General features: G+C 71.5%; 13 protein-coding genes and 1 tRNA gene. 5 read left to right on the top strand and 9 right to left on the bottom strand.

The genetic code is table 11. The features are described 5' to 3' along the window. Window positions 1–4: 4 nt before the first annotated feature. From ACIBUY_RS14790 to ACIBUY_RS14775, 4 genes are all read right to left on the bottom strand, one after another. Complete coding sequence (locus ACIBUY_RS14790; RefSeq protein ID WP_399152767.1) at window positions 5–1,570, bottom strand: Stp1/IreP family PP2C-type Ser/Thr phosphatase; 1,566 nt, start codon at window positions 1,568–1,570, stop codon at window positions 5–7. A 131-nt stretch (window positions 1,571–1,701) separates the two neighbouring features. Next, window positions 1,702–2,220 (bottom strand): FHA domain-containing protein, encoded by a 519-nt coding sequence (locus ACIBUY_RS14785; protein ID WP_365560229.1) that lies wholly within the window; start codon window positions 2,218–2,220, stop codon window positions 1,702–1,704. Window positions 2,221–2,230: 10 nt separating this feature from the next. After that, on the bottom strand, window positions 2,231–3,085 hold the full coding sequence (locus tag ACIBUY_RS14780) for a DUF3662 and FHA domain-containing protein (protein WP_365560227.1): 855 nt from the start codon (window positions 3,083–3,085) through the stop codon (window positions 2,231–2,233). Window positions 3,086–3,159: 74 nt separating this feature from the next. Then, window positions 3,160–3,291, bottom strand: coding sequence for a hypothetical protein (locus tag ACIBUY_RS14775; protein ID WP_365560225.1), 132 nt, complete (start codon window positions 3,289–3,291; stop codon window positions 3,160–3,162). Window positions 3,292–3,624: 333 nt separating this feature from the next. Here ACIBUY_RS14775 and ACIBUY_RS14770 point away from each other — a divergent pair. After that, a tRNA-Leu gene (locus tag ACIBUY_RS14770) sits at window positions 3,625–3,708 on the top strand. A 143-nt stretch (window positions 3,709–3,851) separates the two neighbouring features. Here ACIBUY_RS14770 and ACIBUY_RS14765 read toward each other — a convergent pair. Further along, window positions 3,852–4,505 (bottom strand): FMN-dependent NADH-azoreductase, encoded by a 654-nt coding sequence (locus tag ACIBUY_RS14765; protein WP_399152766.1) that lies wholly within the window; start codon window positions 4,503–4,505, stop codon window positions 3,852–3,854. A gap of 181 nt (window positions 4,506–4,686) precedes the next feature. Here ACIBUY_RS14765 and ACIBUY_RS14760 point away from each other — a divergent pair, with 181 nt between their 5' ends. The 4 genes from ACIBUY_RS14760 to ACIBUY_RS14745 all read left to right on the top strand — a co-directional run bounded on the left by ACIBUY_RS14760 (window position 4,687) and on the right by ACIBUY_RS14745 (window position 8,231). Next, the gene (locus tag ACIBUY_RS14760; protein ID WP_399152765.1) at window positions 4,687–5,097 is read left to right on the top strand and encodes a winged helix-turn-helix transcriptional regulator; all 411 of its coding nucleotides are present in this window, start codon (window positions 4,687–4,689) and stop codon (window positions 5,095–5,097) included. A gap of 201 nt (window positions 5,098–5,298) precedes the next feature. After that, complete coding sequence (locus ACIBUY_RS14755; protein WP_399152764.1) at window positions 5,299–6,780, top strand: DUF2252 domain-containing protein; 1,482 nt, start codon at window positions 5,299–5,301, stop codon at window positions 6,778–6,780. A gap of 55 nt (window positions 6,781–6,835) precedes the next feature. After that, entirely contained in the window at window positions 6,836–7,723 is an 888-nt protein-coding gene (locus ACIBUY_RS14750) for a hypothetical protein (RefSeq protein ID WP_399152763.1), read from the top strand. Between the two features lie 160 nt (window positions 7,724–7,883). Further along, the gene (locus ACIBUY_RS14745) at window positions 7,884–8,231 is read left to right on the top strand and encodes a rhodanese-like domain-containing protein (protein ID WP_399152762.1); all 348 of its coding nucleotides are present in this window, start codon (window positions 7,884–7,886) and stop codon (window positions 8,229–8,231) included. 8 nt (window positions 8,232–8,239) lie between these two features. On the opposite strand, the gene ACIBUY_RS14740 is transcribed toward ACIBUY_RS14745, so the two are convergent. From ACIBUY_RS14740 to paaC, 4 genes are all read right to left on the bottom strand, one after another. Continuing rightward, window positions 8,240–9,397: an acyl-CoA dehydrogenase family protein gene (locus ACIBUY_RS14740; RefSeq protein WP_399152761.1), complete on the bottom strand. Its 1,158-nt coding sequence runs from the start codon at window positions 9,395–9,397 to the stop codon at window positions 8,240–8,242. Window positions 9,398–9,704: 307 nt separating this feature from the next. Then, window positions 9,705–10,838, bottom strand: a complete 1,134-nt coding sequence (locus tag ACIBUY_RS14735; RefSeq protein ID WP_399152760.1) for a 2Fe-2S iron-sulfur cluster-binding protein — start codon at window positions 10,836–10,838, stop codon at window positions 9,705–9,707. After that, entirely contained in the window at window positions 10,838–11,449 is a 612-nt protein-coding gene (paaD, locus tag ACIBUY_RS14730; protein ID WP_399152759.1) for a 1,2-phenylacetyl-CoA epoxidase subunit PaaD, read from the bottom strand. The genes ACIBUY_RS14735 and paaD overlap by 1 nt, the downstream gene beginning before the upstream one ends. After that, on the bottom strand, window positions 11,443–12,162 hold the full coding sequence (paaC, locus tag ACIBUY_RS14725) for a 1,2-phenylacetyl-CoA epoxidase subunit PaaC (RefSeq protein ID WP_399152758.1): 720 nt from the start codon (window positions 12,160–12,162) through the stop codon (window positions 11,443–11,445). Before paaC ends, paaD begins: the two co-directional genes overlap by 7 nt. Window positions 12,163–12,180 lie beyond the last annotated feature (18 nt).

Raw genomic sequence — 12,180 nt, 5'->3', positions numbered from 1 at the left:
GCTTCTACTGCTGTGCGCACGCCTTGGCCAGCTGCTGCTCTTCCTCGGAGAGAGTGGGGCCAGGGGTGGGCGTGGGAGAGGTCTTAGAGGACTGAGAGGGAGGTGTCTTGCCGGACGGCGAGTTCGAGGCGTTCGGCGTGGGCGTCTCGGCACGGTACGACGTCTTCGTCGCGGTGCCGCCGGTGGTCGTGCCGCCGGCTTCGCCCTCACCCGTCTTCGCGTTCTTCTCGTTCTCGGCCTTCTGCTGATCGGCCTGCTTCTTGCACGCTTCGGCCTGCGCCGACAGCTCGACGATCTTGTCCTGGGCGGCCGCGAGGTCGCCTTCGGCGATGGTCGACTCGACCTGCTTCTGCTGGTACGGAGGCAGGTACTTGAGCTCGATCTCCGGGTGGTCCTTCTCGACCTTGGACAGGCTCACCCAGGCGAGATCCTGGTTGATGCCGCGGTAGAGCGCCACGTGTTCCTCGTTCGCTCCGACGTAGTACTGCGTCTGCGTCCAGCGGTAACCGCCGTACAGGCCGCCGCCGATGACGGCCAGCGCGAGCGCGGAGTAGAGGGATCTCTTGATCCACTTCCGGCCGCGGCCCGGCTTGACGAAGTCCTCGTCGCCGTACGCGCCGAAGCCCCCCTCGGGTGCGTAGGCGTCGGTGGCGCCGCTGCCGGGCGGGCCGAACTCGCCGCCACCGCCACCGCCAGCGCCCTGTCCGGGGACGGGCCGGCCCAGGCTGGAGGCGCGTCCGGCCGGGGTGTCCATGCTGCCGTTGTCGTGCAGCTGGTGCTGGTTCTCGGCGACCGCGCCCACGATGACCGGGGCATCGGAGATCTGTCCCGCGAGGGTGTCGCCGCTGTCGATGTCCAGGACGTCGGCCACGATCACCGTGACGTTGTCCGGGCCGCCGCCGCGCAGCGCCAGCTGGATCAGGTCCTGGACCGTCTCCTGGGGGCCCTGGTAGCTGGCGAGGGTCTCCTCCATCGTCTGGTGCGAGACGACGCCGGACAGACCGTCCGAGCAGATCAAGTACCGGTCGCCGGCGCGGACTTCACGGATGGAGAGGTCGGGCTCGACGTGGTCGCCGCTGCCGAGCGCCCGCATGAGGAGCGACCGCTGCGGGTGCGTCGTGGCCTCTTCCTCGGTGATGCGGCCCTCGTCGACGAGGCGCTGCACCCACGTGTGGTCCTGCGTGATCTGCGTCAGTACGCCGTCACGCAGCAGGTACGCACGCGAGTCGCCCACGTGTACGAGGCCGAGGCGCTGGCCGGTCCACAGCAGGGCGGTGAGGGTCGTCCCCATGCCCTCGAGCTGCGGATCCTCCTCGACCATCATGCGGAGCTGGTCGTTGGCCCGCTGCACGGCCGTGCCGAGCGAGGTCAGGATGTCGGATCCCGGCACGTCGTCGTCGAGCGCGACGATCGTCGAGATCACCTCGGACGAGGCGACCTCACCGGCGGCCTGGCCGCCCATGCCGTCGGCGATCGCGAGCAGCCGCGGACCGGCGTAGCCCGAGTCCTCGTTGCCCTCGCGGATCATGCCTTTGTGCGATCCGGCGGCGAAGCGCAGTGACAGACTCATGCGCACCTGCCCCGTCGATTCCGACTCCGGGTACATCCGCACCGTGCCCACCCTCCGGTCGGGAGCGCGCCGGTGTCCTGCCTCAGGACCACCGCGTCGGCTCGCTCGCTCCGCTCATTCATGATGTAGCACTACTTCCGCAGCTCGATGACGGTCTTGCCGATGCGGATCGGTGCGCCCAGCGGGACCGGTGTCGGGGTCGTGAGGCGGGTCCGGTCGAGATACGTGCCGTTCGTGGACCCGAGATCCTCGACGATCCACTGGCCGTCCCGGTCCGGATAGATCCTGGCGTGCCTGCTCGACGCGTAGTCGTCGTCGAGGACGATCGTGCTGTCGTGCGCGCGGCCGAGGGTGATGGTCTGCCCCTGCAGCGCCACCGTGGTCCCCGTGAGGGTGCCCTCGGAGACGACCAGCTTGGACGGGGCGCCGCGGCGCTGACGCCCGCCGCCCGACTGCTGCTGCTGGCGCTGCGGCGGCGGCGCCGACTGGCGGGCGGCCTGCTGCGGGCGCCCGCTGTCACGGCGCGCGCCGCGCTGCGTGACGCGCGTACCGAACAGGTCGCTGCGGATGACCTGGACGGCCACGATCACGAACAGCCACAGAACGGCCAGGAAACCCAGCCGCATGACCGTCAGGGTCAGCTCTGACATTGCCCCCGCTTCACCCTTCGGCTTGCCGGTAAACGATGGTGGTTTGGCCCACGACGATCCGCGAGCCGTCGCGGAGCGTAGCGCGGGTCGTGTGCTGCCCGTCCACCACGATCCCGTTGGTGGAACCCAGATCCTGGATCGTCGAGGGCGTTCCGGTCCGGATCTCGCAGTGCCGGCGCGATACGCCGGGGTCATCGATCCGCACGTCGGCCTCGGTGGACCGGCCGAGCACGAGGGTGGGGCGGGAGATCTGGTGGCGGGTGCCGTTGATCTCGATCCAGTGGCGTACGCGGGCGCCCGGCATCGGGCCCGCGCCGGGGCGCTGGGCCGCGGGCGCGGGAGCCTGGGCCGGGCGGCCCGGAGGCGGCGCGGCCGGCATCGGCGGCAGGCCGGGCGAGGGCGCCGCCGCGGGCGGGTAGCCGTAGCCACCCGGTGCCGGGTTGGGCCGGGGCGCCGTGGGGCGCTGCTGCTCGGGCCGGTCCTGGCTGCTGGACGACGCGAGGGTGCGGCTGCGCACGCGGTACAGACCCGTGTCCAGGTCCTCCGCCTTCTCCAGGTGGACCTTGATGGGGCCCATGAAGGTGTAGCGCTGCTGCTTCGCGTAGTCGCGCACCATGCCGGACAGCTCGTCGCCGAGCTGGCCCGAGTAGGGGCTCAGGCGCTCGTAGTCGGGCGCGCTCAGCTCCACGATGAAGTCATTGGGGACGACGGTCCGCTCGCGGTTCCAGATCGTCGCGTTGTTGTCGCACTCGCGCTGCAGCGCGCCCGCGATCTCGACCGGCTGCACCTCGGACTTGAAGACCTTGGCGAAGGTGCCGTTGACCAGACCCTCGAGGCGCTGCTCGAACTTCTTCAGGACTCCCATGGGGCACCTCCTCCTTTGTAGCCGTCCTGCTCGACCTGCTTGCCGTTGTACGTCCTGTTGTACGTCCTGCTGCCCTACGTCCTGCTGCCGTACGTCCTGTTGCCGTACGCCCTGTTGTACGTGCTGTTGTGCGGGCTGCTGTACGTGGTCCTGTCCGCGGTCCCGTACCCACTGCCTTCTTGGTACTGCTTACTGATCGTATCCACGCGCCGGGAAATCGGCTGGTTCCCCCTGTCAGCCCGGTCCATGAGTGTCGACACTCACAACCCGTCCTGACAGGGATCGTAGAGCGGGCCCTCGGACAGTGTCCCGTACGCGGCTGTGGAGCGGTCGGGCTCCGGCCGAGCCCGCGCCGACTTCGTCCCCGGGCCCTGCTGCGTACGTCCATGACGTCCATGAAGACGCGAACGAACGGCTCCGGGTGCCGTGCAGGTGCCCGCGGAAACGGATGTGAATCCACCCTCTCCAGCGTGCTAATCTTCTGGATGTCGGCAGGCGCTCACCCCGAAAGGGCGAGGGAGCCGGGTGACACACCCAATGCGCGGGTGGCGGAATAGGCAGACGCGCTGGATTCAGGTTCCAGTGCCCGCAAGGGCGTGGGGGTTCAACTCCCCCCTCGCGCACAGCGAAAAGCCCCGCAGGTCTTCGGATCTGCGGGGCTTTTGCGTTGCCGTGGTCGTGGTCGTGGTCGTTGTCGTGGCCGCGGTCAGTGAGAACAGGGCGCCGCAGGCCGATGGCCTGCGGCGCCCTGTGGGTTATGTCACCTTCATGCCGCGTGCCGGGCGGCGATCTCCTTGCCCTTCTGCTCGGCGTCGACGAGCGCCTGCTCGCGGGAGGCCTCGTAGAGCGGGACGAGCTCGGCCATGGCCGGGTTCTGAGGGGCCATCGTCAGCTCCGGGACGATGAAGTCGAGGTCCAGGGCGAGGGTGTCGCGCAGGGTCGCCTCCAGGTAGTTCTGCACGTACTCCATGCCCTCGCGCGGGGTGCCCGGCGCGTAGGAGCCGCCGCGGCTGGCGACGACGGTGACCGGGGTGCCCTTGGCGGGCGGTACCTCTACGCCGGCGGTGCGGCCGAACAGGATCACGTTGTCCAGCCACGCCTTCAGCGTCGACGGGATCGAGTAGTTGTACATGGGGGCGCCGATGAGGACGGCGTCCGCCTGCTCCAGCTCCTCTATGAGCTTCACGCGCTCGGCGAAGGCCGCGGCCTGCTCGGGCGTGTGCGTGGCCGGATCGGTGAAGCCGGCGAGGTGGGTGTCGGCGGTGATGTGCGGCACCGGGTCGGCGGCCAGGTCGCGGTAGACCACCGTGCCCTCGGGGTGCTGTGCCAGCCAGGCCTTGCGGAAGGCGTCCGTGACGGGGCGCGAGGCGGAGGCGGGGCCGGAGAAGACGGACGAGTCGAGGTGCAGCAGCGTGGCCATGGTGTTCTCCCGTGGGGATTCGGGTGATTCAGGTGATTCAGGTGATTCGAGTGGCTCAGGTGGCTCAGGTGGAGATTGATTCGAGTGCCTGGGTGCAGTTGAGTACGTGACTATTAATAGCACAGGTACTTACTTTTTTTCATCCCCATACGGGATTGCAGTACCTGGGTACCCTGGACACATGGCGGGCAACGGGCAAGAGACGAGCGGTACGGGTGTGGCCGCGGGTGCCGCGGGTGCTTCTGAGGCGTGCACCGGGGTCGACATCGGGATGACCCGCGTCTTCGGACTCCTCGGCAAGCGCTGGACCGGGCTCGTCGTGGCCGTGCTGATGCAGGGGCCGGTGCACTTCTCCGATCTGCGCAGGGCCATCCCCGGGATCAGCGAGCGCATGCTCTCCGACCGCCTCACCGAACTCGGCGCCGCCGGGCTCGTGCTGCGTGAGGTCGACGCGGGGCCGCCGTTGCGCGTCTCGTACCGGCTGACCACGGCAGGCTCGGCGCTGCAGCCGTCGTTGCAGGAGCTCGGGGCGTGGGCGGAGAAGTATTTGGGGGCCGAGGGCGGGACGTGCCCGGAGGAGTTCCGGAAGTAGGTCCTGTCTCTGCCTCCATCTCTGCCTCCATCTCTGCCTCGATCTCTGCCTCCGTTCTGTTCCTGTCGGTGGGCCTGGTTGTCCACAGGCGGTTGGTTGTCCACAGGCTCTGACGGGTTTTTCCGTGCGGGAGTACGGTCGTGACCGATCGAGCGAGGTGTGGGTACGCGGTCCCGTGAGGGACGGGGGAGGCGATCGGCGATGAGCGACGCGGTGGACGCGGTGGTGGAGATTCCTCGGCAGGGCGGGGCGCGGCTGCCCCGGGTGGACGGGTTCGCGGCGTGGGGCGGCGCGGGCGGTTCCGGGGGTGTCCGGGAGTCGGGCGGGCGGGAGTCGGGCCGGCGGGAGTCGCCGAAGGCCGCCGGAAAGGCGCTGCGGCAGGGCGTGCCGCGGTCCTCGCACGCCGAGTTCGAGCCGAGCCAGGACCGGCCCGACGCGGTGTGGGCCGTCGAGGATTCCAACCGGGGCCGCATACCCGAGCTGACCCCGATCCGGGTCGGGCGGATGGCCGCGACGCCCTTCGCCTTCCTGCGCGGCTCCGCGGGCCTGATGGCGCACGACCTCGCGCACACACCACTGACCGGCATCGGCGCCCAGATCTGCGGCGACGCGCACGCGGCCAACTTCGGTCTGTACGCCGATGCGCGCGGCGGCCTCGTCATCGATCTGAACGACTTCGACGAGACCGTGCACGGCCCCTGGGAATGGGACCTCAAGCGGCTCGCGACCTCGCTGGTGCTCGCCGGACGCGAGGCGGGGGCGGACGAGGACACGTGCCGGGCGGCGGCGCACGACGCGGCCGGTGCCTATCGGCGCACGATGCGGCTGCTCGCGAAGCTGCCCGCGCTCGACGCGTGGAACGCGATCGCGGACGAGGAGCTCGTCTCCCACACCGACGCCCATGACCTGCTCGGCACCCTGGAGCGGGTCTCGGAGAAGGCGCGGAACAACACGAGCGGGCGCTTCGCCGCCAGGTCCACGGTGGCTCTCAAGGACGGGGGACGCCGGTTCGTGGCCGCGCCGCCGGTGCTGCGGGAGATACCCGACGAGGAGGCCGCGGGCGTCGCCGCGTCGCTGGGCGCGTATCTGGAGACCCTGGCGCAGGACCGGCTGCCCCTGCTCGCGCGGTACGCGATCCACGACGTGGCGTTCCGGGTCGTCGGCACCGGCAGCGTCGGCACTCGCTCGTACGTCGTGCTGCTCCTCGACCATCGGGGCGAGGCGCTCGTACTGCAGGTGAAGGAGGCGCGGCCGTCCGTGCTGCTGCCGCACCTGCGGGCCGCGGGCTTCGACGTGCCCCCGGTCACGCACGAGGGGCGGCGCGTGGTGCTCGGGCAGAAGCGGATGCAGGTGGTCAGCGACATCCTGCTCGGCTGGACGACCGTGGCCGAACGGCCTTTCCAGGTACGGCAGTTCAGGAACCGCAAGGGCAGCGTGGACCCGGCCGCCCTCGCCGCCGACCAGCTCGACGACTACGCCCGGATGACCGGCGCCCTGCTCGCCCGCGCCCACGCCCACAGCGCGGACCCGCGCCGGGTCGCGGGCTACTGCGGAAAGAGCGAGGAACTGGACGAGGCCGTGGCGTCCTTCGCGGCGACGTACGCGGACCGCACGGAGGCGGATCACGGGGAGCTGGTGCGGGCTGTGCGGGAGGGGAGGGTTGCGGCGGAGATGGGGGTGTGAGGGCCTGAGATGCGGGGGCCGGGGCCGTGGGTGGGTTGTGCCCTAGGCTGGTCGGGTGACGACCCCGGAGACTGACGATGTGGCAGGGCAGCCGGAGGAGCAGCCTCGGGAGCGGCTCAAGGACCGCCTGAAGGAGCGCCTCGAGCAGGCCGGTGCGCGGGCGCAGGCGCGGCCCGAGGAGCGCCTCGAGCGGGCTGTGCGCGCCGCTGAGCAGGCGCTGATCGAGTTCGAGATCGCGGTCGAGACGTTCCGGGTCGAGGTGGAGAACTTCTCGCGGCTGCACCACCAGAAGCTCGGGCCGATGTACACGCGGCTCGACGAGCTGGAGGCGCTGATCGCGGAGGCGACCGCGGCGCGCACCGGCGATCCGGAGGACCGGCGCAAGGCGGACGAGGCGCGGGCGCAGGTGATGCCGATGCCGGGCGTCGAGGAGCTGTTCCACGGGTGGATGGACGGGGACGGGCTGTTCCCTGAGGCCGCCGCGATGCTCACCGAGCAGCAGGTGCGCCCGCCGCAGCGGGTGCGGCCCAGCGACGAGGTCCGCAAGCTCTACCGCGAGCTGGCCCGCAAGGCGCACCCGGACCTGGCGCAGGACGAGGACGAGCGGGCCCGGCGCGACGAGTTCATCTCGCGGGTGAACGCGGCGTACGGCCGTGGCGACGAGACGTTGCTGCGCGAGCTGGCCGAGGAGTGGGCCGCGGGCCCGGTGCCCCCCGAGCGGCAGCCCTCGCCGAGCGAGGAGCTGTACGCCCGCCTTGAGTGGCTGGCGCAGCGCAAGGAGCTGTTGACGGCGGTGGCGCAGGAGCTGGAGGAGAGCGCGATCGGCTCGATGCTGCGGATGGCGCCGGAGGATCCGGACGCGCTGCTCGACGAGATCGCCGAGCAGCTGATCGCGCAGGTCGCCGAGCGGGAGGCCGAGCTGGAGCGGCTGACGGCGGCCTGAGAGTGACCTGGACTCGCCTGACAGCGGCCTGGCGGCGGCCTGACAGTGACCTGGACTCGGCCTGACCGGGATCTGACTGCGCGACCTGACCGCGGGGCGTGCGCGGGCAGACCCGGCCTTCGGCCCTGGGGGTGGGGCGGGGTCGGGTAGCGTCGGGGGCATGGTTTTTGGATCCGGTGTGCCCACGGTCGGTGTCGACGAGCTCAAAGAGGACGACTTCCTCCTCGACGTCCGTGAGGACGACGAGTGGCAGGCGGGTCACGCCGCGGGCGCGCTGCACATTCCGATGAGCGAATTCGTCGCCCGCTTCGGGGAGTTGACCGAGGCGGCGCCGGACGGCGCCCGCGTCAACGTGGTGTGCCGGGTCGGCGGCCGCTCCGCCCAGGTGACCAATTACCTGGTGCAGCAGGGCATCGACGCGGTGAACGTCGCGGGCGGCATGCAGGCGTGGGAAGCGGCCGACCGGCCCGTCGTCGACGACAACGGGCAGCCGGGCGCCGTGGTCTGACGGCCGCTTCAGCCCAGGGGGTGGGCGGCGAGCAGATCGCCGAGGACCTCCTCGTGGGCGGCGGCCGGGCCGAGCGAGAGCTCCAGGTGCTTGGCCCAGGCGTGGTAGCGGTGCAGCGGGTAGTCCGTGTCCGCGCCGAAACCGCCGTGCAGGTGCTGGGCGGTCTGCACGATGCGGCGTACGCCGTCGGACGCCCAGGTCTTGGCGACCGCCACGTCTCCGGTCACGGGGAGCGCCCCGCCCGCGTTGCTGCTGATGCGCCAGGCGGCCTGCCACAGGGTGGCCTCCATCGCGCGCAGATCGATGTAGCGGTCGGCGGCCTGCACGGCGACCGCCTGGAACGTGGCGATGGGGTACCCGAACTGCTCGCGCTTGCTCGCGTAGTCCCCGGTCATCTTCAACACGCCCTCGCCGAGGCCGAGCGCCAGCGCGCAGGTACCGGTGGCGAGCAGATGATGCAGCAGCGGCCAGGCCGCGGCGTCGTCGATGACGGTGTGGGGGGCCACGCGAACGCCGTCGAGTCGCAGTTCGCCGAGCCGCTCGCCGGTCGTGGAGAACTGCTCGCCGATCGTGCGGCCGGGCAGCTCCGTGGCCGCCCCCGGCAGCAGCGCGAGCACGGTCGTGCCGTCCGCGGTGTGGGCGGGGACGAGGACGCGGTCCGCGGTCAGGGCCCAGGGGACCGCTGTCTGTACGCCGTCCAGGACCCAGCCGCCGTCGCCCGCGCCGCCCGCGTCGCGCCGCGCGGTGACGGCGAGATCGGCCGCGTCGTGTCCGGTGCGGCCGGCCGAGGCCGCGGTCAGCGCGAGCTCGCCGCGCCCCGCACGAGGCAGGATCTCCTGCCTCAACTCCTCGCTCCCGTACGCCTGGACGGTCGCGGCGACCGCACTGTGCTCGAGCAGCGGGACCCGGGCAAGGACCTTCGCCGATTCGCGCAGCACCAGGCAGAGCGCGATGGCGTCCAGACCCGCGCCGCCGTGCTCCGGGGCGATCAGCAGGCTCAGCAGATCGGCGTCGGCGATCTTGCCCCACAGTGTGCGGTCGAAGTCGTCGGCCACGGCGCCGGAGGTGAGCGCGGGGCTGGGCACCCCGTCGGGCGCGACCGCTGCGAACACCGCCTTCGCCGCCTCGACGGCCGCCTGCTGCTCCTCGGAGAAGGTGAAGTCCACCGGGCTGTCCTCCCGTTCCCTCTGGCTGAGCCTGTTCCGCCGGTGTCCGACCGCCGGTGCCTGACCGCCGGTGTCCGACCGCCGGTGCCTGACCGGCGGTATCGGACCGTCGGTGTCTGACCCGCGGTATCTGACGGGCCGTCAAGATAGAACAGGTTCTACGAGAAGGGAACAGGCGGTTCACCTCCGCCGGGTGCTGCGGCAGGGCTGGTGCGCGGTGCGCGGTACATCGTGCGCGGTGCGCGGTACATCGTGCGCGGTGCGCGGTGCGCGGTACATCGTGCGCGGTGCGCGGTGCCCGGGCGGCTCAGCGGTCGAAGTCCAACTCCACCTTCTCCGTGGTCGGATGGGACTGACAGGCCAGCACATAGCCCGCCTCCGTCTCCTCCGGCTCCAGCGCGAAGTTCCGGTCCATGCGGATCGAGCCGGAGACGAGGAAGGCGCGGCACGTGCCGCAGACGCCGCCCTTGCAGGCGTACGGCGCGTCCGCGCGGTTGCGCAGCACCGTCTCCAGGAGGGACTCGCCGTCCTGGACCGGCCAGGTCCCGGAGCGGCCGTCGAGCTGCGCGGTCACCGTGCTGTGCGCGGGAGTCGACGCCAAGGGCGTACGCGCCGGGGCCGGTCCGTCGTCCACGTGGAAGATCTCCTCGTGGATCCGCGCCCGGCTCACGCCCAGGCCGCGCAGCGCCCGCTCGGCGCTCTGCACCAGACCCAGCGGCCCGCACAGGAACCAGCCCGCGACCGAGTCCATGGCGAGCAGCGCGGGCAGCAGCGCCGCGAGCCGCTCCTCGTCGAGCCGGCCCGACGCCAGGCCCGCCTGCTGCTCCTCCCGGGAGAGCACGGTGACCAGCTGGAACCGGTCCGGGTAGCGGTCCTTCAGGTCGGCGACCTCCTCCAGGAACATCGTCGAGGCGGTGGTGCGGTCGCTGCGTATCAGACAGAACCGCGCCTGCGGCTCCCGCTCGAGGAGCGTCGTGGCGATCGACAGGACCGGGGTGATGCCGCTGCCACCCACCACCGCCGCGTAGTGCCCGGGTGCCGGGTCGAGGGTGAAGCGCCCGGCCGGGGTCATCACCTCCAGCTCGTCACCGACGGCGATCTCCTTGTGCGCGTACGTCGAGAACGCGCCGCCGTCGACGAGCCGGACGCCGACCCGCAGCGCGTGCGGTGCCTCACCGGCCGGGGCCGGGGAGCAGATCGAGTACGTACGGCGGATCTCCGCCCCGTCCGAGGCCTCCGCAGCCCCCGCACCGGCCGCCCCGCCGTGCGTTCCTGAGGCAACCGTCGTGCGGCGCAGGGCCAGGTGCTGGCCGGGCGTGTAGCGGTACGCCTCGCGCAGCTCCTCCGGTACGGCGAAGGTGAGGGCCACGGAGTCGTCGGTGAGCCGGTCGACGGCCGTGACGCGGAGCCGGTGGAAGCGGGCCCTGGCAGCTGCTGCCATCACAACTCCTTGAAGTGGTCGAAGGGTTCACGGCACGACAGGCAGCGGCGCAGCGCCTTGCAGGCGGTGGAGGAGAAGCGGCTGAGCAGCTCTGTGTCGGTGGATCCGCAGTGCGGGCACGCGATCGGGTCCTCGGGGCCGAGGCCGGGGCCCGGGCCGGTGGTGAGCCGGGTCGGGCCGAGGGCGATGCCGACCGGCCCGGCGGGCGCGCGGGTCTCGCGGGGCGGCGCTATGCCGAACTCCCGCAGTTTGCGGCGGCCTTCGTGGGTGATGTCGTCCGTCGACCAGGCGGGGCTGAGTACGGTCCGCACGGTGACCTCGGGGACGCCGTGCTCGTGCAGGACCCGCTCGATGGAGCTCGCCATGGTCTCGATCGCGGGGCACCCGGTGTACGTGGGGCTGAGCTCGACCTCGACGCGGCCGGGTCCCCGGGCGTGCACGGCGCGCAGAACGCCCAGCTCCTCCAGGGTCAGCACGGGCAGCTCGGGGTCGGGCACCGAGCCGGCCAGCCTGCGCAACTCGGCCTCGAGGGGCGTCTCCTGGTCGTGGACCGCGTCGTGGACCGCGTCGTGGACGGCTTCGTGTGCGGCTTCGTGGGCGGTGCTCACCATGTCGCCCCCGGGTGGCTGCGGTGCAGGTGCTGCATCTCGGCGAGCATCCGGCCGAACGACTCGGTGTGCAGGCCCTCACGCCCCGCCCCGGCACGCCAGGCACCGGTCTGCGGGCCTTCGGGGACGGTGAGCGTGGCCTGTCGCAGGACGGCGCCGACCGTGGCCGTCCAACTGACCTGTATGTCCTGCCAGTCGACCTCGACCCCGGGGACCGGCTGGAACATCTCCCCGGTGAAGCGCCACAGCGCGTCCACCGCGTGCTGCATCCGCGTGCGGCTCTCCTCGGTGCCGTCACCGAGGCGCAGCGTCCACTGCCGGGCGTGGTCCTGGTGGTAGGCGACCTCCTTGACAGCCTTGGCGGCGAGCGGCGCGAACTCGCTGTCGCCGTCCGCCAGTTGCCCGTACAGCAGGTGCTGGTAGGTGGAGAAGTAGAGCTGGCGGGCGATGGTGTGCGCGAAGTCCCCGTTCGGCTGCTCGACCAGCTGCAGGTTGCGGAAGGCGCGCTCCTCGCGCAGGTACGCCAGCTCGTCCTCGTCGCCGACCATGGAGAGCAGGACGCGGGCCTGGCCGAGCAGGTCGAGCGCGATGTTCGCCAGGGCGACCTCCTCCTCCAGGACCGGGGCGTGGCCGGCCCACTCCCCCAGGCGGTGGGAGAGCACCAGGGCGTCGTCGCCGAGGGCGATGGCGGCGGTGGTGAGCGCTTCGCGGGGCATGGTCACAGGTGTCACAGG

Origin of the sequence: Streptomyces sp. NPDC050085 (assembly GCF_044460595.1) — a bacterium.
GTDB lineage: Bacteria > Actinomycetota > Actinomycetes > Streptomycetales > Streptomycetaceae > Streptomyces.
Note: the sequence above shows the minus strand (reverse complement) of the source record. Positions and strands in the feature narration are given on the sequence as shown.